The 25224-nt window shown below is 60.9% G+C and carries 16 protein-coding genes; 10 read left to right on the plus strand and 6 right to left on the minus strand.

Translation table 11 applies throughout. The features are described 5' to 3' along the window. Positions 1-2: 2 nt before the first annotated feature. From NJC38_RS05930 to NJC38_RS05945, 4 genes are all read right to left on the minus strand, one after another. A complete protein-coding gene (locus tag NJC38_RS05930; protein WP_253112106.1) occupies positions 3-8960 on the minus strand; it encodes a DUF4951 domain-containing protein in 8958 nt (2985 codons plus the stop codon). Between the two features lie 27 nt (positions 8961-8987). Further along, on the minus strand, positions 8988-10691 hold the full coding sequence (locus NJC38_RS05935; RefSeq protein WP_253112253.1) for a ShlB/FhaC/HecB family hemolysin secretion/activation protein: 1704 nt from the start codon (positions 10689-10691) through the stop codon (positions 8988-8990). Between the two features lie 288 nt (positions 10692-10979). After that, positions 10980-12170, minus strand: a complete 1191-nt coding sequence (gene metK, locus NJC38_RS05940; RefSeq protein ID WP_045486244.1) for a methionine adenosyltransferase — start codon at positions 12168-12170, stop codon at positions 10980-10982. A gap of 2 nt (positions 12171-12172) precedes the next feature. Next, positions 12173-13186: a metalloregulator ArsR/SmtB family transcription factor gene (locus tag NJC38_RS05945; protein WP_045486247.1), complete on the minus strand. Its 1014-nt coding sequence runs from the start codon at positions 13184-13186 to the stop codon at positions 12173-12175. A gap of 256 nt (positions 13187-13442) precedes the next feature. On the opposite strand from NJC38_RS05945, the gene tkt reads away from it, so the two are divergent. The 7 genes from tkt (at position 13443) to fba (ending at position 20017) form a co-directional block, all read left to right on the plus strand. Beyond that, positions 13443-15440, plus strand: a complete 1998-nt coding sequence (gene tkt, locus NJC38_RS05950) for a transketolase (RefSeq protein ID WP_045486250.1) — start codon at positions 13443-13445, stop codon at positions 15438-15440. Positions 15441-15573: 133 nt separating this feature from the next. Next, entirely contained in the window at positions 15574-16623 is a 1050-nt protein-coding gene (gene epd / locus NJC38_RS05955; RefSeq protein WP_045486253.1) for an erythrose-4-phosphate dehydrogenase, read from the plus strand. Positions 16624-16638: 15 nt separating this feature from the next. After that, positions 16639-17805 carry a phosphoglycerate kinase gene (locus NJC38_RS05960; protein ID WP_045486255.1) on the plus strand — a complete coding sequence of 389 codons (1167 nt, stop codon included), beginning with the start codon at positions 16639-16641 and terminating at the stop codon, positions 17803-17805. 25 nt (positions 17806-17830) lie between these two features. Next, entirely contained in the window at positions 17831-18058 is a 228-nt protein-coding gene (locus NJC38_RS05965; RefSeq protein ID WP_045486257.1) for a lipoprotein, read from the plus strand. 81 nt (positions 18059-18139) lie between these two features. Beyond that, positions 18140-18337 (plus strand): hypothetical protein, encoded by a 198-nt coding sequence (locus tag NJC38_RS05970; protein WP_253112108.1) that lies wholly within the window; start codon positions 18140-18142, stop codon positions 18335-18337. 33 nt (positions 18338-18370) lie between these two features. Beyond that, a complete protein-coding gene (locus tag NJC38_RS05975) occupies positions 18371-18694 on the plus strand; it encodes an MliC family protein (protein WP_045486262.1) in 324 nt (107 codons plus the stop codon). Positions 18695-18952: 258 nt separating this feature from the next. Further along, a complete protein-coding gene (fba, locus tag NJC38_RS05980) occupies positions 18953-20017 on the plus strand; it encodes a class II fructose-bisphosphate aldolase (RefSeq protein WP_045486265.1) in 1065 nt (354 codons plus the stop codon). Between the two features lie 270 nt (positions 20018-20287). Here fba and NJC38_RS05985 read toward each other — a convergent pair whose 3' ends face one another. Together NJC38_RS05985 and NJC38_RS05990 are read right to left on the minus strand one after the other, a co-directional pair. Beyond that, entirely contained in the window at positions 20288-20707 is a 420-nt protein-coding gene (locus NJC38_RS05985; protein WP_253112110.1) for a DUF3010 family protein, read from the minus strand. Between the two features lie 109 nt (positions 20708-20816). Continuing rightward, positions 20817-21227, minus strand: coding sequence for a lysozyme inhibitor LprI family protein (locus NJC38_RS05990; RefSeq protein ID WP_253112112.1), 411 nt, complete (start codon positions 21225-21227; stop codon positions 20817-20819). A 230-nt stretch (positions 21228-21457) separates the two neighbouring features. Between NJC38_RS05990 and NJC38_RS05995 the strand changes: the two genes are divergently transcribed. The 3 genes from NJC38_RS05995 (at position 21458) to dgcA (ending at position 25224) form a co-directional block, all read left to right on the plus strand. Next, positions 21458-22435: a dipeptidase gene (locus tag NJC38_RS05995; protein ID WP_045486274.1), complete on the plus strand. Its 978-nt coding sequence runs from the start codon at positions 21458-21460 to the stop codon at positions 22433-22435. 81 nt (positions 22436-22516) lie between these two features. Continuing rightward, the gene (locus NJC38_RS06000) at positions 22517-23047 is read left to right on the plus strand and encodes a 4-vinyl reductase (RefSeq protein WP_045486277.1); all 531 of its coding nucleotides are present in this window, start codon (positions 22517-22519) and stop codon (positions 23045-23047) included. A 116-nt stretch (positions 23048-23163) separates the two neighbouring features. Further along, the gene (dgcA, locus tag NJC38_RS06005; protein WP_253112114.1) at positions 23164-25224 is read left to right on the plus strand and encodes a dimethylglycine demethylation protein DgcA; all 2061 of its coding nucleotides are present in this window, start codon (positions 23164-23166) and stop codon (positions 25222-25224) included.

The following is a 25224-nucleotide window of genomic DNA, read 5'->3' on the forward strand; positions in this document are numbered from 1 at the left end:
CGTTAGTTCCAGTTGTCCAGAATTTTCTGCATTAGTTTAACGCGGTTTCTTGCAGTAAAATTATTAGCGTTCCTCGCAAACTCATTAGAATAAAAGTCTTTCCATTGGGTTGCCATCTCACGCGTCAATCCTTGCTTTTGCATTGACGCTACATCTGATGAGTTGATGGTCTCAAGGCGCTGTAATGCTCCTTCTGGTCTAGCTCCCCACCCAATTACGTTCTTCCCAAATTGACTTTGTGTCATACCTTCAGGAATTGATGGCCGATCGAGTTTAGAAATTTCTGGGTTGGTTACTCCCTTGGGAGTATCACTTGAGGTCTCGGATCCTCTTGCACCACCACTCCCTGCCTCACCCCGCCCAGCCGGATCACAAGGCCCAGTGTTATGCACCCAGGTCTTCAGATCACCGACATAGAACGTATGCCCCACATCGACTGTCAGGTTATACGTCTTCCCTACCGGTGCGTAAAGCTCCAGAGACTCGACCTCGGACGAGGTGTTCTCGGTCGCGCCATCGGCCAGTGACTGCAGTCGGTCGCCAGTCTTGAGGTCGCTGACCGGGATGAAATCTCGCTGAGCCGGAACATAGAACGGATGGCTCGGGGTGACCAGCAGGTGCTCGCGCTTCTCGTTGCCTTGTTCATCCGCGCCTTTCAGGGTCAGGCGGTAGATCGGCTGATCGTTACGAACGTGAGTGGCAGTGATGGCGGCGGCGAAGGGCTTGCCGCCTTTTTCCGGTTTGCTCCAGACGATATCGCCGATCCTGAGTGTCTCGATAGCGCGGTCGCCGTAGGGGGTCGAAACTTTGGTCCCGGCGGCGAAGCAGCAGGGGTCTCTGCGCTTTTCGTTGTTGGCAACGGTGTAGGTTCTGGAGTCGGCAGTTGAGGAAGCGTCTTTGCCTGTTTTCTTACCATTACGACCAGCGACCACGCCAGTCACGATGCCCGTCATCAACACGCCGCCGCCGATCAGAGAAAACTCGTCGGGGATGTCGTCGTGGAGTTCTTTATCTTCAATCAGATTTGCGATTTTCTTGCCCAGTAATTCGCTGGCCTGAGCCATCTCGGTCAAGATCTTTTTGCCTTCAGGCGTCTCCTCGATTGCCTTAAAGGCGATCATCTGGATCATACCTTTAGGGCCTTGGGCCAAGGTGATGGCTATCTGGACGGCTTCCAGCTCTGTAGGGTGTTCCGCCGCATAGCTGTTGATGGCCGCCATTGAGCGCAGGACATTCTGAGCTGCGGTGAGTTCTTCCTCTTCAGATGCATCTACATAGGTGCTGTCCAGCACGATCGGGGCCGAGTTTTTGAGGCTCTCGATTTCCTTCTGAAGGGCTTCGGTGGCTTTTTTGACCTCATGAAGCTCCACGCCAGCGATGAAGGCGAGCTCGCTCAATACCTTTTCCTGAAAGTCTGGGCTTTCCATGACCTTCGTTGCCTGGCTGCGACTCAAGCCCGCACGTAGCAGCGACTCAAAAGTCTGCTCGGCGAAGTCTGCCCCCTCTAGGGTGGTTGCACCTGAGTCCAACTTCCGGCCTAAGGCTTTCTCGATCCGGTTGATCGCCAGGTTTGCGTCACGAGTCGCCTGCTCGTAGTTCTGCTGAGCGGTTTCATCGTACGTTAGTAGCTGGTCGGACCAGTTTTCGACGGTGGTGAAAGGCGTTCTTGCAGCGTTGATGGACCGGCTTGAAGCGTAAACATCCGTGCGCTTTTCATCATCACGGGTGATCTCATACGCCTTATCGACATCCCGGTTCAGTCCGGTTGTGGAGTCGGCACCGGTCTGTGCATCATTGCGCACCACGATCTTGCCGCTACCCACGGTAGCGCGGACGCTTTGTTCACGGTCTCTTTCGTAGTTCCAGCCTTCGAGGTTCCAGCCGTCGGAGTCCTTGGAGCCCTTGCCTTCAACGGACGCATCCCGGGTGTCGGTGCCATAGGAACCACCCGCGTTCAGGTAAAAGCCGTGCTCTTTGTCTTTGCCGGCAATGTCGCTGAAGCCCAGAGTGCCGGTGTCGAGCTTGAGGTTGCCGTTATCGGCGGCAATCAGTGCGCCATCGAGCTGGGTATGCTTTTCGGTGCGTACATCGACGCTGTTTTTACCAGTAATCCGCGTCTGGTCTTGCACCCAGCGGGTCGAACCGTTGGTTCTGCCGTACCCCGCAGAACCACTCACTCCGGAACCAGGACCCAAGGTGACGGTGACGCTCACATCGTATTCCTTGCCTTCAGCCTTACCGGTGTCGATGGCCGATGAAACATTCAGATCGCGGCCCACGCGGCCAAGCACTTCATCACCGCGCAGGATGGCACCGTTGATGTTGGTGTCTTGGCCACTAGTGAATGACAGAAGATTGCCTGCATACAAATAGGCCGGTTGCTGGAGTTGGTTGTCTCGCTCCAGATTGCCGCGGCCAAGGTTGACGCTGGCGTAGACACCTACACCTTTCGAGCCGACGCTGAGGCCGACTTCGCCACCGCCACTTTTGCGGGTGTTCTGGCTGTCGAGATCATTACGCGCTGCACGAACATTCAGGTCATTCCCGGCGTGCAAATTGATGTTGCGATCGGCCGTAGCTTGAGTGCCAACCAGAGTCAAGTCGTTACGGGCCAGCAGGTTGATATCCCGGCCAACTTCAAGGACGGTAGCGGTTGAGCCACTTTGGCTGGCGTCGCTGCTGACCTGGCCGTTGCTGCCGCCAACGCCGAGTTTGAACCCGCCGCTGGTGCCGCCATGTACGCCACTCCAGCTCTGGCGCTCGCGGGTTTCCTGGCTGGAGCTGTTTTTCGCCACGTCCAGCATGACATCGCGACCGCTGACATTAATATCGCGACCAGCGCGCATTTGGCCGCCGAACACCTGCACATCGTTATTGGCCGACAGCGTTACGTCGTTGCCAGCGTCCAGAGTCGAACCTCGGCTGGTCTGTTCGATGCTCTGCTCGATGGTGCTCTGCGTGCTTTTGCCGAACTTGCCGTCGCCGGTCGGGCCGGACAGGAAATGGCTGACGCTGTCGATGGCGCGCAGGGTGCTGGAGGCCTTGCTGACGTTGTCTTCGCCTTGACCAGCTTTGTTCACGGCATCTTTGGTGCTTCCGAAATTATGGTTGGCCGTGGCGCTCAGACCATTGCGTTGCTGCTCGCGTTGTTGCTCGGTGAGCAGCGTTTCGGTGGCAGAATCGATACGGATGTTGCGCCCGGCCGTCAGGTCGATGTCATTGACGGCTAGCAGGTCCGAACCAACCTGATTGATGTCTTGTTTGGCGCGAATGCCCAGATCCTGACGAGCGCTGATCTGGCTGGCTGCGGCGGTCTGTTGTTCGACCCGATTTTTCTCGGCGTTGCGTTCGATACCGGCGAACAGCGTGACACCGTTGTCATCACCTGAAATGCCTATACCACTCTGGCGTTTTTTCTCCCAGTCGCTTTCGGCATGGCTGTTCTGTGCTGCCAGGATATTTACATCCCGGCCGGCATCTAGGTTCACATTTCCGCCAGCCTGGATGCGGCTGCCGACCACGTTGATGTCACGTTCAGCCTGCAAAGACGCATCACGTTCGGCAATTACCTGACTGCCAACGCTCGTGCTGCTTTTTGCCTCGCGCCCAGCCTGCTTGGCGGAGCTGATTGACAGAAAACCGCCCGAAACTGACAGGCCAGCCTTTTTCCGGTATTCCTCGCTACGGCTGTAAGCTTCGTCGTTAGCCGCAACCAGATTGATGTCGCCAGTTTTATCGACTAACCCAGATCTGAGTTCTACATCGTTATCTGCTTTGATTGCGCTGGCACGCAGACGAATATCCTTGCCTGAGGCGACGACCACGTCACCGTCGGCCCGAAGCTCACTGCCTACCTGGGTGGCGCTGGTTTGTAGTTCGCTCTTGCCACTTTTGGACAGTCCCATGAACCCGGACTTGCTCTTTTCGCTGTAAGCGCCGTGCTCTTCAACGCCCGACAACACCGCGACATCAGTGCTGGCGCCCATCATCAGATCGTTACCGGCCTTTAACTGGCTGCCGATGACTGTGACATTTTCTGCCCCGTTGATACCGATGCTGCCGTCATCGCCCTTGGTAACGTTGACCAATATGTCCTGACCGGCCTCTACGCGGGTCGCAACATTGGTGCTGGCGTAGCTTTCACGTTGTTCGCTGCTGCTGCGTCTGAACGAGCCTTTGCTTCGTTTGGAGAAAAACCGGGCTTCTTCGTCCAGAGCAGAGGTCAAAGAAATATCCTGAGCGGCATCAAGGGTGACGTTGCCTTGGGCTTTGAGCTTGCTGGCGACCACCTCAAGGTTGTTGCCTGCATCGAGTGACAGATTCCCCTCGGCTTGCAGATCGCTGGCTTGTTGCTTGATCGTGCGGTTCTCTTCCGAGACCTTCTTGCTGCGTGAAATGTATTCGTTCTGATTGGCTGCCGCCTGAACACGGATGTCCTGGCCGGCGCTCAGTGCGAGGTTGCCCTGGGTGTTCACCTGGCTGGCGGTGATATCCAGGTTGCGCTCAGCATTTATCGAGCTGTTTTTTGTAGCGCTAAGCTGCGCGCCATTTTGTGTGATGGTGCTGTTGACCTGATTGGGTCCATTGGCACGGCGAGTTTGTGTTTCAACCGCCGCGATGTTCACATCCTGCCCGGCCTCCAGGCGCACGCCGCCCTGTGCCTGCATCACCCCGCCGATGTTGTTGATGTTCTTGCCGGCCTTGGCCTGCAGGTCGCCGGCCGATTCGATGCGGGCCGGGTTGTCGGCGAAGTCTTCGCGCCATACAGAGGCGCCCATGGCGCTCTGATGACGGGTGACGCTGCGTTCGTTGCTGACGCTGCCGTCTTTGGCCAGCAGGCTGACGTCGTGGCCGCTGATCACGCCGCCGGCGTGGTTGATCAGGTTGTTATCGGCCTCCAGAGCCAGGCGTTGTTCGGTCTGGATCAGGCCGCTGTTGAGCAGGGTGTTGCCTGCCTTGGCGCTGAGGTTGTTGCGGCTGAGCAGGGTGCCGACGTTGTTGAGGTTGTTGCCGGCGATCAGTTGCAGGTCGTTGCCCTGGATCAGCGCGCCGTTGGCGGCCAGGCGGTTGTCGGCCTGGGCCAGGTACAGCACGGGCACCAGCACGCGCTGGCCTTGTACCTGCTGTTCTTCCATCCAGACGATGTCGTGGGTGAGGGCCGCGACCTGTTCGCCGGTCAGCGACACGCCAACGCTGAGCTTGAGCGCGTCGCGGCTGGCCAGGGCGTTGTCCATCAGGTATTTGAAGGTGGCTTCGTCGCTGGTCAGGCCGGCCAGGTAACGCTGGCCGGTGCGCGAGACCACGGCTTGCTGGACCAGCCGCTGCTCGTAGTAGCCGTCGCCAAGGCGTTTCCATTGGGTGTCGGGGTTGTAGCCGAGGTTGTCGAGCAGGTAGCTGGAGCTGAGGAACTGACGCATGTCGGTCAGTGCCGGGTTGGTCTCGATCAGGTACGGGTGGCTACCGGCGCCGGTGGTGTTGAGCAGGGCGCCGCCGCTGGCCTCGTCAGCCAGCTGGAACAGGCCGTTCTGGCCGCTGGGCAGGCTGAAGCCGGGCAGGGTGGTGGGGTTGATCTGCTGCTGGGCCAGGTCCGGCGACAGCTGGCTGTCGAGGCGGATGGCGGTGGCGTGGGCGGTGCCCGGCGCGTCGATGTTGGTCCGCTCGCCGCCACTGACGTAGGTGAAGCCGCGCTGCACGGCGCGGTTGTCGAAGTTGTTGCCAGTCTCGATGGAGACGTTGCCGCCGGCCTGGATCAGCGCCGCAAAGCTCTGCTGGTCAGGCGTCTGGCGGTTGATGGTGCGCAGCTCGGTGACTTCCCGTTCAGTGCTGGCGATGAAGTTGCTCATCGCCGCTTCAAGGCCGCCCAGATCGTTGGCGTTGTAACGCGCACCGCCCTGTGAATAGCGCTGGGTAAAGTCGTCAGCCAAGGCATACCAGCCGCCCGGGCTGCGGGTGCGCTCGGAGATGAAGGTACGGCTGGTGTGGGTGGTGCTGGGCACTACGCCGATGTTGCTGAAGTTGTTGCTGAAGTTGGCGGTCAGCGCACCGCTGCTGGCCAGGGTGCTGCTGCTGTTGAGGAAATCCGTACCGCGCAGGGTGATATCGCCGCCGGCAGTGATGCTGGAGGCCTCGCTGAAGGCTGTGACTTCAAGCTTTTCCAGTTGCTGGATATTCCAGACGTGGTGTTCCTTGCCGCCGCTGCAGTCCAGGTTGCCGGTGCCGGCGGTGGTGCAGGCGATTTCGTTGATTTGCGCGCTGTAGATCCCGGCGTCGTTGACGGTCAGTAGGTCGCGGATGTTCTGGATCGAGCGGGCGGCCAGCAGCATGTCGCCGTCGCTGGTCAGGGTGCCGGAGCGGTTGATGATGCTGTTGGCGTTGGCGCCTGCGGCATCGGCGCTGATCTGCAGGTCGCCCAGGCTGTAGAGGTGGCCGCGCTGGTTGGTGAAATCGTTGACCAGCAGGCGCATGTCGCCAGCGCTGGTGATGATGCCCCGGTTGAGCACGCTCGGCGCGCTGAGCTCCAGCGTGCCGAGGCTGGTCAGCCGGCCGGCCCCCGTGTAGCTGCCGCTCAGGGAGAGGGTCAGGTCGCCGTCGGCACCGATCAGGCCGTTGTTGGTCCAGTTCTGGCCCCGCCCGGTAAAGCGCTTGGCAGCAATCAGCCGGCCGCCTTCAGTCTGGGTCAGGGTGGCGATGTCCAGGTCCAGATTGGCGGCCTGCACGTTGCTGCTGTTGGTCCAGCGCTCGCCGCTCAGGCTCAGAGTGCCGTTGCTCGACACGCGACCACCGGCGTCTTGCAACAGAGGCAGCCCCAGGCCCAGGCGGCCGCTGCCGGCGTGGGCGATGACGCCCTCGTTATTGGTCAGCCGGCCGAGGCTGAAGTCCATGTGCTGATTGGCGCTTTGCAAGCGGCCGCGGCTGTTGTCCAGCGTGCCGCTGATGTTCAGTTCGGTGGTGCCGGTGCTGCCCAGTGCGCCGATCTGGCCTTGGCTATTGTCCAGGCGGGCGGCGCCCAGCGTCAGGCTGGCGCTGCTTTCGATCACGCCGTAGCTGTTGAGCAGGGCGCCGGTCAGGCCGAAGTCCAACTGGTTACCAGCGATTTCGCCGTTGCGGTTGTCCAGACCGCTGCCGCGCAGTTGCAGCCGTCCTTTGCTGAACAGGATGCCGTTCTGGTTATCGATGTTTTTCGCGTCGATCGACAGGCTGTTGGCGGTGATCACGCCCTTGTTGCGGTTATCCACCTGGGCGGCCATCAGGCTCAGCAAGCCCTGGCTGCTGAGCCGGCCATTGCGGTTGTCGATCTGGGCGTTGCCGCTGATCAGCAGGTCGCCGCCGCTGACCACCTTGGCGTTGCTGTTGGTCAGTTGCTGGAGCAGTTCCAGGTTCACACCGCCGCTACCGACCAGGGTGCCGTTGCTGTTGTCGAAACGGCCGGCCTTGACGGTCACGGTTTCGCGGGCAGACACCATGCCGCCGAGGTTGTCGAGGTTCTGCACGTGCAGGTTCAGTGCGCCGCCGCTGGTGACCTGGCCGTCGCTGCGGTTGGTCAGCCGGTCGTTCTGCACCGTCACCGACTTGATGGCGCTCAGGGTGCCATTGCCGTTGTCCAGGGCGCCGCCCTTGACGGTCAGGCTGTTGTCGCTGAGCAGCTTGCCGTCCTGGTTGTCCAGTTGCCCGGCGCTGACGTTCAGGCTGTCCTGGCTAAGCAGCTGACCTTTGCGGTTGTCGAGGCGCGCATCGACGTTGGCGGTCAGGTCGCGGCTGGCGGTGACGCTGCCCTGGTTGGTCATGTTGCGTGCGGCCACCCGCACATCGCCGGTCTTGTTGCGGCTGTTGTCGGCGTTGACCCCGGCTTCTACCCGGCCACTGTTGTTCAACTGGTCAGCCTGCAGGCTCACGACCTGCCCGGCGGCGATGCTCTTGCGGTTGGTCAGGGTCTTGTCGGCATTGAGCTGTACTTGCCCCTCGGCATACATCGGCGCGCTGACGTCGATGTCGCGAGCCTTGGCGACGATGTTGCCGCTGGCGGCAGACTGGGCCATGGTCAACTGGCCGTTGGCGTCGATCTGGATATCGCCACCACTGGCGGCCAGGTCCCCGGCCAGCTTCACGCCTACCCCGGCTTCGGTGCCGACCAGTTTTACGGCACCGGCATACATGCCGCCCAGCGCCGAGCTGTCGATGGCCAGTTCCGGTTTGCTGCTGCCGTCATCGGCCAGCGGCGTGGCCGCCAGCGTTTGTGCGTCGACGTCGTTGCGCCCGGTGATCACGTTGAGTTTGTTGGCGTGCAGCTGGGCGTTGATTCTGGCGCTGCGGGTGATGATGTCGAACTGCTCGACATTGCTGGCATTCAGGCCCGCACCTTCGATCGCCACGCTGCCGCCCTGCACATTGAAGCGCTGCAACTGGCCGTTGGCGTCGAGTACGGGTTTGCCGGTGCTCAGCGTGGCTTGCGGGGTGTTGATGAAGCCGCAGCCATTGCAGGTGATGCCGTGCGGGTTGGCGACGATGACCTTGGCTGCCTGCCCGGCGACTTCGGTGTAGCCCTTGAGCTGGCTGGGGTTGGCGCCGGTTACTTCGTTGAGAATGACCCCGGCGGCCTGGCCCTGCAGGTTCGGGTTGCCCTGGATGATGCCGCCCAGTTGGGTGGCCTGGGCGGTGTCGGTGGCGTTGTTGAGAATCAGCCCCTGAGCATCGACGTTGTACTGCTGGTACTGGTTGTGCGACAGGCCGCTGGCGTTGGGCGCGGCAATGTTGACCACCGGCACGCCGTTGCCGGCCTGGCCGACCTGGGTGTTGGGGTTGCTGGCGACCACGCCTTGGGCCTGGACCAGGATCGGTTGCCAGAACAGGGCATTGGCCAGCACCAGCGCCAGGGCGCGTTGCAGGGCGCTGTGACGACGCTCGGTGTTTTGCTGGGCAATAGAAGGCTTGTCCGCCAGGCGGGCCGGAGCATTGACATCCATGTGGATACCTCGTTGAAGCGTCGTCGTTTAAAGGAAAAAATCGATCCGGAAATACACCGGGCTTTCGCGCTCAATCACCGAGGGGCGTTCCAGCGAGTGGGCGAAAGTCACCGAGGTCGCCACGTTGCGGCCGCGGGCAAAGAGCTCGAACGAGTGGCCGGACAACCGCCCGTGCTGCGCGCCGTTGTAGCGGTCATTGCTGATCACGCCCTGGTCGTAGCCGATGGCCGCGCCATATTCACTGAACGCCGGGCGCAGCCAGTCGAGGCCGACCGGGCGGGTCAGGCGCAGCTCGTTGCGCCAGTAGCCGCCGCTGTCGCCTGACAGGTATTGGTCCTTGAAACCGCGCACCGAAGACACCCCGCCCAGGCTCAAACGCTGCGGGCTGTACAGTGCATCCTCGCTGTGTTGGCCGGTGGCCAGGCTGCTGAAGGTCAGCCGCTCGCCCCATAGCTGGAAGGGGTACAGGTAACTGACGGTACCGGTGTACTTGCGGTAGCGGGCGGTGGGGATGCCGGGGCCTGGACGATTGCCGTTCGGGTCATGGTTACCTTGTGCATCCAGGGCGCCGATGCCCTGTTGCATGCCCAGGTCGAGGTTGACGAACGAGCCGCCGACCCGCCGGCCATGGGTGATGCCGAACTGGGCCTCGGTGATGCGATTGCTGCTGGTGCCGAGCTTTTCATCGTTGACGTAGTTGTTGGTGCGCAGGTGCGACAGGCCGGTATTGATCGAGGTCTTGCTCAGCGCATCGCGGTGGATCACCCGCTCGGCGCGCAACTGGTGGCTCTGGCTGTCGCCGCTTTGCTTGAAGTCAAAGGTGCTGGCTTGCCCCAGCGCCCGGTAGTCGCTTTCGCTGTAGTAGTAACTGAAGTTCCACCAGCCCCACGGCACCTCGTAGCCCAGCAGGAAGTTCTTCGAGGTTTTGCGATGGTCGCTCAGCGCGTCATGGCCGCCGCGCAGGCGCAACTGGTCGGCCAGCCCCAGCGGGCTGTCCCACTCAAGACCGGTGCTCCATTGCTGTTCGCCGGTGCTGCGCTGGCCGTCGTTATGCCGCGACAGGCTGGCGCGCCAGGGTTTGTCTGGCGTGTTGTCGACCAGCACGTTACTGCCGCCAATGGCCTGGCCGGGTGTCAGGCGGGTTTGCACCCGCCGCGACGGCAGGCGGTTGAACTGGTCGACCATCTGCTCGATGTCGCGCAGGTTAAGCACCTCGCCGGGCTTGCCGGGGAAAGTCATGGCCAGTTCACGTTCGGAGACTTTGCCCGGCCCCTCGCTGCCAAGGCTCTCCAGCTTGCCCTCGACCACCAGCACGTGCAGTACGCCCTGAGATAGGTCCTGTTGCGGCAGGTAGGCGCGGGTGGTGACCATGCCCTTGTTCAGGTAGTGGTCGGTGATGGCCTTGAGCACTTCGTTGAGCTGCGGCACGCCCAGGCATTTGCCGACCCAGGGGCTGACCAGTTTTTTGCGCTCGGCTTCGGACAGTGACTCTGCGCCCTTTAGCTCGATGCGCTGGATATCGAAGCAACGTTGTTCGGTCGCGGCCGATGGCGCGCTCGGCTCGGCCTGTTGGCCGGGCAGGGTCTTGAGTTCTTCGAGGCGACGGCGCTGTTCTTCCAGCAGGCGGTCCTGGCGGTCGCGAATCAGGTCCTGCTCACCGGGTGTCGGCAGGCCCGCAGCGTGGGCGGGTAATTGGGAGGCGAGGCCAAACACCAGGGTGCACGAGGCCATCCATGTCCGGGAGAAGACTGGCATAAGCGTTCCATCGTTGATGCCGGGGTCTGGTCTGGGCGACCCCGAGGGAAGGGCGGTACGCCCTGAGGATGTCGATCAGTGTTACGAATGTTTCATGGTGTGTATCGACGCCCATACAGACAGGCTACAACTCAGAAAATTCCCACAGGTGCGCCGATTTTGTGACGCAGGTCACTCGATTTTTTTCAGGCGCCGGTTTTATGACGGGCGCAAAAAAGCCCCGGACACCGAGGGTGCCGGGGCTTTGGCTAATACCGGTCGGTATTACAGGCCGGCAGCGGCGCGCAGGGCGGCGGCGCGGTCGGTTTTTTCCCAGGTGAAGGCGGTGAAGGTGTCTTCGCCGACCGTCATTTCGAACGGGTTGCGACCGAAGTGGCCGTAGGCTGCGGTCTGCTTGTACATCGGGTGCAGCAGGTCGAGCATGGTAGTGATCGCGTATGGACGCAGGTCGAAGTGCTCGCGCACCAGCTGGATGATCTTGTCGTCCGACAGCTTGCCGGTGCCGAAGGTGTTCAGCGAGATCGAGGTTGGCTGGGCCACGCCGATGGCGTAGGAAACCTGGATTTCGCAGCGGTCGGCAAGGCCCGCAGCCACGATGTTCTTGGCCACGTAACGACCGGCGTAGGCCGCCGAGCGGTCAACCTTCGATGGGTCCTTGCCGGAGAATGCGCCACCGCCGTGACGGGCCATGCCGCCATAGCTGTCGACGATGATCTTGCGGCCGGTCAGGCCGCAGTCGCCCACCGGGCCACCGATGATGAAGTTGCCGGTCGGGTTGATATGGAACTGGGTGTCTTTGTGCAGCAGGTGCGCCGGGATGGCGTGCTTGACGATCAGCTCCATCACGCCTTCACGCAGGTCTTTGTACGACACTTCCGGGTTGTGCTGGGTCGACAGCACGATAGCGTCGACGCCGACCACTTTGCCGTCTTCGTAGCGGCAGGTGACCTGCGACTTGGCGTCCGGACGCAGCCATGGCAGCAGGCCGGATTTACGCGCTTCGGCCTGGCGCTGGACCAGTTGGTGGGAGAAGGTGATCGGTGCTGGCATCAGCACGTCGGTTTCGTTGCTGGCGTAGCCGAACATCAGGCCCTGATCGCCCGCACCCTGGTCTTCAGGCTTGCTGCGGTCAACGCCCTGGGCGATGTCTACCGACTGCTTGCCGATGATGTTCATCACGCCGCAGGTAGCGCCGTCGAAGCCGACGTCGGAGCTGTTGTAGCCGATGTCGAGAATCACGTTACGGACGATGTCTTCCAGGTCGACCCAGGCCGAGGTGGTGACTTCGCCGGCGATGATTGCCACGCCGGTCTTGACCAGGGTTTCGACCGCGACACGGGCGAATTTGTCTTCCGCGATGATGGCATCCAGAACCGCATCGGAAATCTGGTCGGCGATCTTGTCCGGATGTCCTTCGGAGACGGACTCGGAGGTGAAAATTGAGTATTCGCTCATGTCTACGGGTTTCCTGAAGTAAATCGAGGGTAAGTGTCACCAGCCGGCCGCTGAAATTGGCGTACCTGGATCTGGAAACCATTGCGTAAGCCCACGTAGAGGCTCTGTTCGGGGACTAGCCCGGCAGCGACGGCCCAGCGGGCCAGGTCATCCTGTTCAAAGCCCAGCCAGAGATCGCCACAGGCCTCCCTGGCCCAGCTCTGGTCGTGGCTGCATAAATCCGTCACCAGCAGGCTACCGCCGGGTTGCAAGTGCTCTGCCAGTTGCCCAAGAGCATCGGCAGGCGCTGCGAAATGATGAAGCACCATGTTCAGAACGACGCAATCGACCTGTACTTTAGCGTCGTTCAGTGCATCGGCCAGGCGCAATTCCACGTTGTCCAGGCCCTGGCGCTCACACAGTTTGCGGGCCAGTTCGAGCATGGCCGGGCTGTTGTCCATGGCCGTGACATGGGCAAAACGCTGGGCCAGGTCGGGCAGAAAACTGCCATCACCGGGGCCGACCTCAAGCACCTTGGCCTGCGGCGCGAACACCAGTTTGTCGAGCAACGCCAGCAGGCTGTCGCGGTACTGCGCAAGACCTGCGATCAGGTCTTGCTGGGCATTGAACTTGTCGGCAACCCGGGCAAAAAAGTCCTGGCTGGCTGCGGCGCGTTGCTGGTGCACCGCGTCGATTCGCGCCTTGACCTCGACCGGCAACGCCAGGGCATCGACTTCATCGAGCAGCGCCGCATGCAGGCGTCCGCCGGTCAGCCCGCTATGGGGCAGGGCGCGGCGGTAGAAAATGGCGTTGCCTTCGCGGCGCGTGGCAACCAGACCGGCCTGGGCCAGCACCTTGAGGTGGTGGCTCATGCCGGACTGACCGGTGGCGAAGATCTGCGCCAGTTCCAGCACCCCGAACGAGTCGTTGGCCAGGGCACGCAGCACATTAAGCCGCAACGGGTCGCCGCCAGCCTTGCACAAGGCAGACAGTTCGTCGCAATCATCATGGCGTACTGCTGGCGCGGGTAGATTCATAGGTTCGCAGTCTAGTCACGCTCTGAATAAGCTGCAAGATCAATATCAAAAAGTTTTGATATTGCCCGCGATGTCAGTAAACCGGCGTCGCCAACCCGCCGCTGCGGTCTATCCTTGAGCCGGTTAAAGGCCAACAAAGCCTGCATGGCAGGAAAAAAGCGCTCAGGTGACTATCTTTCATTGCCCCCAGCCAGAGGCTGAGGGAAAATGGACGCCTTTTTCTGCTCCCAATTCTTTACTTCCCAGGAGATCAGCGATGCCTAGCCGTCGTGAGCGTGCCAATGCCATTCGTGCCCTGAGCATGGATGCCGTGCAAAAAGCCAACAGCGGCCACCCAGGTGCCCCCATGGGTATGGCGGATATCGCCGAAGTCCTTTGGCGCGATTATCTGAAGCACAACCCGGCCAACCCGTCGTTCGCCGACCGCGACCGCTTCGTGCTGTCCAACGGCCATGGTTCGATGCTGATCTACTCGCTGCTGCACCTGACCGGCTACGACCTGTCCATCGACGACCTGAAGAACTTCCGCCAACTGCACAGCCGCACCCCGGGTCACCCCGAGTATGGCTACACCCCTGGCGTCGAGACCACCACTGGCCCGCTGGGTCAGGGTTTCGCCAACGCAGTGGGCTTCGCAATCGCGGAAAAAACCCTGGCGGCGCAGTTCAACCGCCCAGGTCATGAAATCGTCAACCACAACACCTATGTGTTCATGGGCGATGGCTGCATGATGGAAGGCATTTCCCACGAAGTCGCTTCCCTGGCCGGCACCCTGGGCCTGGGCAAGCTGATCGCCTTCTATGACGACAACGGCATCTCCATCGACGGTGAAGTCGAAGGCTGGTTCACCGATGACACGCCAAAGCGCTTCGAGTCCTACAACTGGCAGGTGATCCGCAATGTCGACGGGCATGACGCCGACGAGATCAAAACCGCCATCGACACCGCGCGCAAGAGCCCGCTGCCGACCCTGATCTGCTGCAAGACCACTATCGGCTTCGGTTCGCCGAACAAGGCCGGCAAGGAAGAATCCCACGGCGCGCCACTGGGCGCCGACGAGATCGCCCTGACCCGCGCTGCGCTGAAGTGGAACCACGGTCCGTTCGAAGTGCCGGCCGACATCTACAGCGAGTGGAACGCCAAGGAAAAAGGCCTGGCCGCCGAGGCCGAGTGGGACCAGCGCTTTGCTGCTTACTCCGCTGCCTTCCCTGAGCTGGCCAACGAGTTCGTACGCCGGGTCAGCGGTCAACTGCCAGCCGACTTCGCCGAAAAATCCGCAGCGTACGTGGCTGAAGTCAACGCCAAGGGCGAAACCATCGCCAGCCGTAAAGCCAGCCAGAACGCGCTGGGCGCTTTCGGTCCGCTGCTGCCTGAGTTCCTTGGCGGTTCGGCTGACCTGGCCGGTTCCAACCTGACCATCTGGAAAGGCTGCAAGAGCATCAGCGGTGAAGACGCCAACGGCAACTACCTGCACTACGGTGTGCGTGAGTTCGGCCAGGCGGCCATCATGAACGGTATCGCCCTGCATGGCGGCTTCGTGCCTTACGGTGCGACCTTCCTGATCTTCATGGAATACGCTCGTAACGCCGTGCGCATGGCGGCGCTGATGAAGAAGCGGGTCATTCATGTCTTCACCCACGACTCCATCGGCCTGGGCGAAGACGGCCCGACTCACCAGCCGGTCGAGCAACTGACCAGCCTGCGTACCACGCCAAACCTCGACACCTGGCGCCCGGCCGATGCCGTGGAATCGGCAGTGGCCTGGAAGTACGCCATCGAGCGCAACGACGGCCCATCGGCGCTGGTGTTCTCGCGCCAGAACCTGCCACACCAGAGCCGTGATGCCGAGCAACTGGCCAATATCGCCCGTGGCGGTTACGTGCTGCGCGACAGCGTTGGCGAACCCGAGCTGATCCTGATCGCCACCGGTTCCGAAGTCGGTCTGGCCGTGCAGGCGTTTGATGCGCTGAGCGCCAAAGGTCGCAAGGTGCGTGTGGTCTCGCTGCCAAGCACCAACGTGTTCGATGCCCAGGACGCGGCTTACAAGCAGTCGGTACTGCCGGTTCAGGTCGGCGCGCGAATCGCTATCGAAGCTGCCCATGCAGACTTCTGGTACAAGTACGTCGGCCTGGAAGGCCGTGTGATCGGTATGACCACCTTCGGTGAGTCGGCCCCGGCCGCAGCGTTGTTCGAAGAGTTCGGCTTCACCTTGGAGAACATCCTGGGCACCGCCGAAGAACTGCTCGAAGACTGATAGCCCTGCAATGTGGGAGCGAGCGGGCGGCGATCCGTCTTGCTCACGAATCCGGCTTGCCAGGCGATAAACATGTATCGCCTGGCCCGGCCCTTTCGCGACCAGGGTCGCTCCTACCGAAATGTGAGCCACCATGCCTCAACCCCGTGTGTACAAGGTTGCCCTGAACGGCTATGGCCGTATCGGTCGCTGCGTTTTGCGTGCGCTCTGCGAGCGTGGCGCCAGCGCCGGGTTCGAGGTGGTGGCGATCAACGATCTGGCCGACATGGCCAGTCTCGAATACCTGACCCGCTTCGACTCTACCCATGGCCGCTTCCCCGGCCATGTGCGGGTCGAGGGGGACTATCTGCATATCGATGATCACCGCATCCGCGTGCTGCGCAGCCCGACGCCCGAAGGCATCGACTGGGCCAGCCTGGGCGCGGACCTGGTGCTCGAATGCTCGGGTGTCTACAACACTCGCGAAGATGGCCAGCGCTTTCTGGCGGCCGGTGCGCCGTCGGTGCTGTTCTCGCAGCCGATGGCCAGTGAGGCCGACGTCGATGCCACGATTGTCTATGGCATCAATCAGCAGACGCTGACGGGCCGCGAGTTGCTGGTCTCGGCGGCATCGTGTACCACCAACTGCAGCGTGCCTTTGCTGCGCCTGCTCGATCAAGCGCTGGGGCTGGAATACATCACCATCACCACCATCCATTCGGCGATGAACGACCAGCCGGTGATCGACGCCTATCACCACGAGGATTTGCGTCGTACGCGCTCGGCATTTCAGTCGATCATTCCGGTGTCGACGGGCCTTGCGCGAGGCATTGAACGCCTGCTTCCGGAACTTGCGGGCCGAATTCAGGCCAAAGCAGTTCGCGTACCGACGGTCAATGTCTCGTGCCTGGACATCACCTTGCAGGTGGCACGCGACACCGATGCCGCCGAAATCAATCGCATCCTGCGCGAGGCTGCCAGCAGCGGCCCGCTCAAAGGCTTGCTGGCGTATACCGAATTGCCGCATGCCAGCTGCGATTTCAATCATGACCCCCATTCGGCGATTGTCGATGCGAGTCAGACCCGCGTGTCCGGCCCCCGGCTGGTCAACCTGCTGGCCTGGTTCGATAACGAATGGGGCTTTGCCAACCGTATGCTCGACGTCGCAGGTCATTTGCTGCGCGTTGCAGACCCACAACAGTAAAGACAGGAACGCCTCATGACCGTGCTGAAGATGACCGACCTTGACCTGCAAGGTAAGCGTGTACTGATTCGCGAAGACCTCAACGTGCCGATCAAGGACGGTGCCGTCAGCAGCGACGCACGCATTCTGGCGTCCCTGCCGACCATTCGTCTGGCGCTGGAAAAAGGCGCAGCGGTCATGGTTTGCTCGCACCTGGGCCGTCCGGTCGAAGGTGAGTTCTCGGCTGAAAACAGCCTCAAGCCGGTGGCCGACTACCTGAGCAAGGCGCTGGGCCGCGAAGTCGCGCTGGTGGCCGACTACCTCGACGGTGTTGAAGTCAAAGCCGGTGACGTGGTGCTGTTCGAAAACGTGCGCTTCAACAAGGGCGAGAAAAAGAACGCTGACGAGCTGGCGCAGAAATACGCCGCGCTGTGCGATGTGTTCGTAATGGACGCGTTCGGTACTGCGCACCGCGCCGAGGGCTCGACCCACGGCGTGGCCAAGTTCGCCAAGGTTGCGGCGGCGGGCCCGTTGCTGGCGGCCGAGCTGGAAGCACTGGGCAAGGCGCTGGGTGCGCCGGCCAAGCCGATGGCAGCCATTGTCGCTGGCTCCAAGGTGTCGACCAAGCTCGACGTGCTCAACAGCCTGAGCGGCATCTGCGACCAGTTGATCGTCGGTGGCGGCATCGCCAACACCTTCCTCGCGGCGGCCGGTCATAAGGTCGGCAAGTCGCTGTACGAGCCGGACCTGCTCGACACCGCCCGTGCCATCGCCGCCAAGGTCAGCGTCCCGCTGCCGGTCGACGTGGTCGTCGCCAAGGCCTTTGCCGAAGACGCAGAAGCCACTGTCAAGCTGATCGCTGACGTTGCCGATGACGACATGATTCTGGACATCGGCCCGCAAACAGCCGAGCAGTTCGCCCAATTGTTGAAATCTTCCCGGACTATCCTGTGGAACGGCCCGGTGGGCGTGTTCGAGTTCGACCAGTTCGGCAATGGCACCAAAGTGCTGGCCAAGGCGATTGCCGAGAGCCCGGCGTTTTCCATCGCAGGCGGCGGTGACACGCTGGCGGCGATCGACAAATACGCAGTGGGCGAGCAGATTTCCTATATTTCCACCGGCGGTGGCGCGTTCCTGGAGTTCGTCGAAGGCAAAGTCTTGCCTGCGGTCGAAGTGCTGGAGCAGCGCGCCAAGGCGCAATAAGCCGAGCGGCTTGAGGATGTGGCAAATGGTCAGGGCGATGCCGGTGTTGCTGATCGTGGGGGTGCTGGCCGGGTGTGCCGGCAGCCCTGCGGCTGAGGATGCCAGGGAAGAGCAGCAAGCGGCGTTGCAGTTGAGCTGCTATCAGACTGCCTGGCAGGCCGAGACCATCCAGGTCGTCTACAAACGTGGCGGCCAGGAGGTGTGGGACCGGTATGACCCCACGCCGCAGGTCGGCAACGTCGCCTGTCGCTGATTGAGCAAGGCGCTTTCTGGCAACATCCCTGCGATATGGCGGTCATTTACAGGGTGGATCTTTCCAGAAAGGAGTTTCGCCATGAAGATCGTTGCTGTGATGTTGCTCAGTTGCATGATGCTTGCCGGTTGTAGCGGCTCCGGTAGCCGCTCCAAGGCCTGCGAGGTGTTCAGCCCCGCTTCTGTGGAGGTTCCGACCACAGAAAACAGCCAGCGGGTCGAAGCACGGGTCACCGGTGAGCCGGCTGACGATGGTAAACACGAACAACACTGCCCTTGACCTTATACGCGCCAGGGCAGTCCAGGAGAATTGATGAAAGGCCTGATTGCCCTTGCGGCGCTGGCGGTATTGAGCGGTTGCTCCAGCTTCAAGTCTGCCGCACCGGCAGACCCTTGGACCCGTTGGGTCTGTGACAGCAAGGCCGAGGTCACCTGGCGCTACGCTGACGCTGCCCGCAAGGCGGTGGATGTGCGCCTGAACCAGAGCGAGCAGGTGTTTCATCTGCAGGCCGAGCCCGGTGCCGCCGGTGAACTGTTTGGCAACGGCGTACTGTCGTTTGCCAGAAACGGTGATGAAGGCCTGGTGTACTGGTCTGCCACCAACGATTTGATCGGTCGCGGCTGCAAGGCCCGATGAGCGGTAGATAGCCCGCAGCCGATGTACCACGCGCAGTTGGGCACCTCTAAAAACGTAGGCGAGGCAGCCAGCGCAAGGCGAAAACCGGCGAGAAAGCGCAGTTTACGAGTTGTAAATGAGCATTTTGAGCCGGTTTTCAACGCAGCGATGGCAACGCAGGTAGTTTTTAGAGCTGTCCAGATTGCGCATTACTTGAACAGCAGCCGCCACTGGGGCAGGCTTGCACGATTAACGACCCGACCGGGAGAGAAACAGACAATGGCACTTATCAGCATGCGCCAGATGTTGGACCACGCCGCCGAATTCGGCTATGGCGTCCCAGCTTTCAACGTAAACAACCTGGAACAGATGCGCGCCATTATGGAAGCGGCCGACAAGACCGACTCCCCAGTGATCGTTCAGGCCTCGGCCGGTGCCCGCAAATACGCCGGTGCCCCGTTCCTGCGTCACCTGATCCTCGCGGCGATCGAAGAATTCCCGCACATCCCGGTGGTCATGCACCAGGACCACGGCACCAGCCCTGACATCTGCCAGCGCTCGATCCAGCTGGGCTTCAGCTCGGTGATGATGGACGGCTCGCTGATGGAAGACGGCAAGACCCCGGCCAGCTATGACTACAACGTTGAAGTGACCCGTCGCGTCGTCGCCTTCGCCCACGCCTGCGGCGTGTCGGTAGAGGGTGAGCTGGGCGTGCTGGGCTCGCTGGAAACCGGCATGGCCGGCGAAGAAGACGGCGTTGGCGCTGAAGGCGTGCTGGACCACAGCCAGATGCTGACCGACCCGGAAGAAGCGGCTGACTTCGTCAAGCGCACCAACGTCGACGCCCTGGCCATTGCCATCGGCACCAGCCACGGCGCCTACAAGTTTACCAAGCCGCCTACCGGCGACATCCTGGCCATCGAGCAGATCAAGGCTATCCACAAGCGCATCCCCAACACCCACCTGGTGATGCACGGTTCGTCGTCTGTTCCGCAAGAATGGCTGAAAATCATCAACGAGTACGGCGGCGACATCAAAGAGACCTACGGCGTACCGGTTGAAGAAATCGTCGAAGGCATCAAGCACGGCGTACGCAAGGTCAACATCGACACCGACCTGCGTCTGGCCTCCACCGGTGCCATCCGCGAATTCATGGCCAAGAACCCGGCCGAGTTCGACCCACGCAAATACCTGGCCAAGACCGTTGTGGCCATGCGTGATGTCTGTATCGCCCGTTACGAAGCGTTCGGCACTGCCGGCAACGCCTCGAAGATCAAGCCGGTCTCCCTGGACCGCATGTTCGAGCGCTACGCCAAAGGCGAGCTGGACGCCCGGATCAACTGAGTGTTGATTCGCTGAACAGAAAACCCGCAGCGATGCGGGTTTTTTTGTGGTCGGTCAGTAGGAATAATACCTATCACTCAAGACCGGCTTAGTCCTGTGGGAGGCAGCTCTGCTGGCGAATACAGAGGTACATCTACAACAGATGTGCCGGTTTTACTGGCCCTTTCGGGGTGGTCCGGCACCCCGGCTAGCCCCCTCCCACCGGGACCGAGTTGAGCCGGATAATCGCTTGACTGATCAGCATTACCCCTACAGGTGGTGGGTGATCCGTCAGGCCTTCTTCAACAGCGCCGCACAGGCTGTTTTGTAAGCCTCGTGCTGGTATTTGTTGAGGCTGCCCGGCAGTTCAATGGCGTGTTTCTTGTGTTGGGCGGTGATGGTCTGCGGTGACAGCAGGGTCACCTCGCAGTCGGCCAGCAACTGCAATACCGTCTCGATCTTGAAGGTGGTCGGGCCACCGGCGAATTCGCCCTTTTTGCTGCGTTTCTTGATGGCAATATGGCTGATGCCGTTTTCCCGTACGAAAGCGGCAATCCGGGTAGCGAAGTCTTTGACGTTGAGCGACTCGTCGTCATCTTCCAGCGCCAGCTTGCGTGTCGCCAATGGCAGGTGGCTGAGGGTCGCGTTCTGACCGGTGGCCAGGGCGAAGATGGCTTCGCTGCCCTTGATTTCTACACCGCAAATGATCATGAAATTCCCTGTGCCCTGCATGACAAATACACAGGGTAGCGCATTGGTCACCTCTAACCACCACCCGGGTTGCCAGCACTCACGTTTTCAGACGCAGCCACTGGCCGGCTTATTCCTGCACCAGTGACTCGATGTATTCCGAACGTTCGTCGCTCATCCGCGCAATACAGTCGTTTTCGCTGATTTTGTACGCCTTGCTGCCCGCCGCCGACGGGAACACTTCCACGGCGCAATCGGCATCACGCAGTTTTTCCCAGGCCTGCTGGGCGCTTTTGAGCTTGTTGGTGAAGTCGTTGTACTGGGTTTTGTTGGCGACAAATTGCGACTGCACCCGGTTGAGCAGGTTCTGGAAGTTTTCCTTGAGCAGCTCCTCGGCAGTGGTGCGGCTGTAGATGGAGCATTCCAGGGTCTGGTTGTCGCTGTCGACCCCGTCGCACGGGGTCGAATCGGAATCTTGTGCAGCATAGGCATTACCGGCTATGGCGGCTGTCAGGGCCAGCCCCAGGAAAAAGGTTTTCATCGATTCACTCCGAGCCATTAATGCTCAGGATTCTGGCTCAAGCGCATGACAAAGAACAGGTTTGGCTGGCGCCTCTGCGCAGATGAGGGACGCTTTGTCGCAGCTTGACGCTTTCGGCAATTCCCCTGTCGTTTTTACATCCGGCTCCCCTGAGCCTCAGGCATATGCTGGCCCCATAACGCGCCGACAACCGATTCGGTGCGCAAGAGTCTTATAAAGGGGACCGCCTGATGAGCCCAGCAGAACTTCACGCCGACAGCATCGTTATTGACGGTCTGATCATCGCCAAGTGGAATCGCGAGCTGTTTGAAGACATGCGCAAAGGCGGTCTGACCATGGCCAACTGTACCGTGTCGGTGTGGGAAGGCTTTCAGGCGACTGTCAACAGCATCACCTCCAGCATGAAACTGATGCGCGAAAACAGCGATCTGGTCATGCCGGTCAACACCACCGCCGACATCTACAAGGCCAAGGAGCTGGGCAAAACCGGCATCCTGTTCGGCTTTCAGAACGCCCATGCCTATGAAGACCAGATCGGCTATGTCGAGATCTTCAAAAAGCTCGGGGTTGGCATCGTGCAGATGTGCTACAACACCCAGAACCTGGTGGGCACCGGTTGTTATGAGCGCGACGGCGGCCTGTCGGGCTTCGGTCGCGAGATCGTTGCCGAGATGAACCGTGTCGGCGTCATGTGCGACCTGTCCCACGTGGGCTCCAAGACCAGCGAGGAAGTCATCCTCGAATCCAAGAAGCCGGTCTGCTATTCCCACTGCCTGCCTTCAGGCCTGAAAGAGCACCCGCGCAACAAGTCCGATGAAGAACTCAAATTCATCGCCGATCACGGCGGTTTCGTGGGCGTCACCATGTTTGCGCCGTTCCTGGCCAAAGGCATCGACTCGACCATCGACGATTACGCCGAAGCCATCGAATACACCATGAACATCGTTGGCGAAGACGCCATCGGCATCGGCACCGACTTCACCCAGGGCCATGGCAAGGAATTCTTCGAATACCTGACCCATGACAAGGGCTACGCCCGTCGCTTGACCAACTTCGGCAAGATCATCAACCCGCTGGGCATCCGCACCGTGGGCGAGTTCCCGAACCTGACCGAGACGCTGCTCAAGCGCGGCCATTCCGAGCAGGTGGTACGCAAGATCATGGGCGAGAACTGGGTGCGCGTCCTCAAGGATGTCTGGGGCGAGTAACGCCGCTAGCCACACCCCGCTCAATTCCGGCAAGCCTGAAGGCTTGCCCAATCACAAGAATTTTTCTGGAGTTAAGTTTCCATGGCCAAAATCGCCCCGCAATTGCCAATCGAAGTCGACAGCGAAACCGGCGTCTGGACGTCCGACGCCCTGCCGATGCTGTACGTACCTCGTCATTTCTTCGTCAACAACCACATCGGCATCGAAGAAGTGCTGGGCGCCGAAGCTTATGCCGAAGTGCTCTACAAGGCCGGCTACAAGTCTGCCTGGCACTGGTGCGAGAAAGAAGCCGAGTGCCATGGTCTGGAAGGCGTTGCGGTCTACGAGCACTACATGAAGCGTCTGTCGCAGCGTGGCTGGGGCCTGTTCAAGATTCAGGACATCGACCTGGACAAAGGCACCGCCAGTATCACGCTTGAGCACTCGGCGTTCGTGTACGTGTACGGCAAGGTCGGTCGCAAGGTCGACTACATGTTCACCGGCTGGTTCGCTGGCGCCATGGATCAGATCCTGGCTGCCCGTGGCAGCTCGATCCGCACCGTGGCCGAGCAGGTCTACGGAGGCTCCGAAGAGGGCCACGATGACGGTCTGTTTGTCGTCAAACCACTTTAAATAGCGCCGTCAGAAAACAGCGCGAGTGAAGCTCTGGCAAGGCGTGGCCGGCAAGTCTGGCTACGCAACAAGCGACCGAGCGCAGCAGCCTGTTTTCGCCTTGAGGAGTTTTGGAAATGGCTTTTGAAGCGATGTTCCAGCCGATTCAGATCGGCAAACTGACCATCCGTAACCGTGTTCTGAGTACTGCACACGCAGAGGTGTATGCCACCGACGGCGGTATGACCACTGAGCGTTACGTGAAGTATTACGAAGAGAAAGCCAAGGGCGGTATCGGCCTGGCGATCTGTGGCGGTTCGTCTGTGGTGGCTATTGATAGCCCGCAGAGCTGGTGGAAGTCGGTCAACCTGGCGACTGACCGGATCATTCCGCATTTCCAGAACCTCGCTGACGCCATGCACAAGCATGGCGCCAAGATCATGATCCAGATTACCCACATGGGTCGTCGTTCCCGTTGGGACGGTGATCACTGGCCGACCCTGATGTCGCCGTCGGGTATCCGCGAGCCGGTGCACCGTGCGACCTGCAAGACCATCGAGCCGGAAGAAATCTGGCGGATCATCGGTAACTACGCCCAGGCTGCGCGCCGGGCCAAAGAAGGCGGCCTCGATGGCGTCGAACTGTCGGCGGTGCACCAGCACATGATCGACCAGTTCTGGAGCCCGCGGGTCAACAAGCGTACTGACGAGTGGGGCGGCAGCTTCGAAAACCGCATGCGCTTCGGCATGGAAGTGCTTAAAGCCGTACGTGCCGAAGTCGGCCGTGACTTCTGCGTGGGCATGCGTATCTGTGGTGATGAATTCCACCCCGATGGCCTGTCGCATGACGACATGAAGCAGATCGCCAAGTATTACGACGATACCGGCCTGCTGGACTTCTTCGGCGTGATCGGCTCGGGTTGTGACACTCACAACACCCTGGCCAACGTCATTCCGAACATGAGTTATCCACCGGAGCCGTTCCTGCACCTGGCCGCCGGCATCAAGGAAGTGGTCAAGGCGCCGGTGCTGCACGCGCAAAACATCAAGGACCCGAACCAGGCCACGCGCATTCTGGAAGGCGGTTACGTCGACATGGTCGGCATGACCCGTGCACACATCGCCGACCCGCACCTGATCGCCAAGATCAAGATGGGCCAGGTCGACCAGATCAAGCAGTGCGTTGGTGCCAACTACTGCATCGACCGTCAGTATCAGGGCCTGGATGTACTGTGCATCCAGAACGCCGCGACGTCCCGTGAGTACATGGGCGTGCCGCACATCATCGAGAAGTCCGCCGGGCCGAAACGCAAGGTGGTCATCGTCGGCGCCGGCCCGGCCGGTATGGAAGCGGCGCGGGTGTCTGCCGAGCGCGGCCACGACGTGACCCTGTTCGAGAAAAAAGACGCGATTGGCGGCCAGATCACCACGGCCTCCAAGGCGCCGCAACGTGACCAGATCGCCGGTATCACCCGTTGGTATCAGCTGGAGCTGGCGCGTCTGAAAGTTGACCTGCGGCTGGGCACTGCGGCCGATGCCGCGACCATCATGGACCTGCGCCCGGACATCGTGGTGCTGGCCGTCGGCGGCCATCCATTCATGGAGCAGAACGAACACTGGGGCGCGGCTGAGGGCCTGGTGGTCAGCAGCTGGGATGTGCTGGACGGCAAGGTTGCACCGGGCAAGAACGTGCTGGTCTACGACACCATCTGTGAATTCACCGGTATGTCGGTGGCCGACTTCCTGGCCGACAAGGGCTCGCAGGTCGAGATTGTCACCGACGATATCAAGCCGGGCGTCGCGATGGGCGGTACGACCTTCCCGACCTACTACCGCAGCATGTATCCGAAAGAAGTCATCATGACTGGCGACATGATGCTGGAGAAAGTCTACCGCGAAGGCGACAAGCTGATTGCCGTGCTGGAGAACGAGTACACCGGTGCCAAGGAAGAGCGGGTCGTCGACCAGGTGGTGGTGGAAAACGGCGTGCGTCCTGACGAAGAGATCTACTACGCGCTGAAGGAAGGATCGCGCAACAAGGGCCAGATCGACATCGAAGCCCTGTTCGCCATCGCTCCCCAGCCAGAGTTGAGCCAGCCGGGCGACGGTTACCTGCTGTACCGGATCGGCGACTGCGTGGCGCAGCGTAACACCCATGCGGCGATCTACGACGGTCTTCGACTCTGCAAAGACTTCTGA

Source organism: Pseudomonas sp. 21LCFQ010, from assembly GCF_024129905.1.
GTDB lineage: Bacteria > Pseudomonadota > Gammaproteobacteria > Pseudomonadales > Pseudomonadaceae > Aquipseudomonas.

Coding starts and splice junctions, on each gene's coding strand:
- metK (WP_045486244.1), bottom strand. CDS start 12,170: ATGAGCGAATACTCAATTTTCACCTCCGAGTCCGTCTCCGAAGGACAT.
- NJC38_RS05970 (WP_253112108.1), top strand. CDS start 18,140: ATGAAGATCGTTGCTGTGATGTTGCTCAGTTGCATGATGCTTGCCGGT.
- NJC38_RS05975 (WP_045486262.1), top strand. CDS start 18,371: ATGAAAGGCCTGATTGCCCTTGCGGCGCTGGCGGTATTGAGCGGTTGC.
- NJC38_RS05935 (WP_253112253.1), bottom strand. CDS start 10,691: ATGGCCTCGTGCACCCTGGTGTTTGGCCTCGCCTCCCAATTACCCGCC.
- NJC38_RS06000 (WP_045486277.1), top strand. CDS start 22,517: ATGGCCAAAATCGCCCCGCAATTGCCAATCGAAGTCGACAGCGAAACC.
- NJC38_RS05930 (WP_253112106.1), bottom strand. CDS start 8,960: ATGGATGTCAATGCTCCGGCCCGCCTGGCGGACAAGCCTTCTATTGCC.
- NJC38_RS05945 (WP_045486247.1), bottom strand. CDS start 13,186: ATGAATCTACCCGCGCCAGCAGTACGCCATGATGATTGCGACGAACTG.
- NJC38_RS05960 (WP_045486255.1), top strand. CDS start 16,639: ATGACCGTGCTGAAGATGACCGACCTTGACCTGCAAGGTAAGCGTGTA.
- tkt (WP_045486250.1), top strand. CDS start 13,443: ATGCCTAGCCGTCGTGAGCGTGCCAATGCCATTCGTGCCCTGAGCATG.
- fba (WP_045486265.1), top strand. CDS start 18,953: ATGGCACTTATCAGCATGCGCCAGATGTTGGACCACGCCGCCGAATTC.
- NJC38_RS05995 (WP_045486274.1), top strand. CDS start 21,458: ATGAGCCCAGCAGAACTTCACGCCGACAGCATCGTTATTGACGGTCTG.
- NJC38_RS05965 (WP_045486257.1), top strand. CDS start 17,831: ATGGTCAGGGCGATGCCGGTGTTGCTGATCGTGGGGGTGCTGGCCGGG.
- NJC38_RS05990 (WP_253112112.1), bottom strand. CDS start 21,227: ATGAAAACCTTTTTCCTGGGGCTGGCCCTGACAGCCGCCATAGCCGGT.
- epd (WP_045486253.1), top strand. CDS start 15,574: ATGCCTCAACCCCGTGTGTACAAGGTTGCCCTGAACGGCTATGGCCGT.
- dgcA (WP_253112114.1), top strand. CDS start 23,164: ATGGCTTTTGAAGCGATGTTCCAGCCGATTCAGATCGGCAAACTGACC.
- NJC38_RS05985 (WP_253112110.1), bottom strand. CDS start 20,707: ATGATCATTTGCGGTGTAGAAATCAAGGGCAGCGAAGCCATCTTCGCC.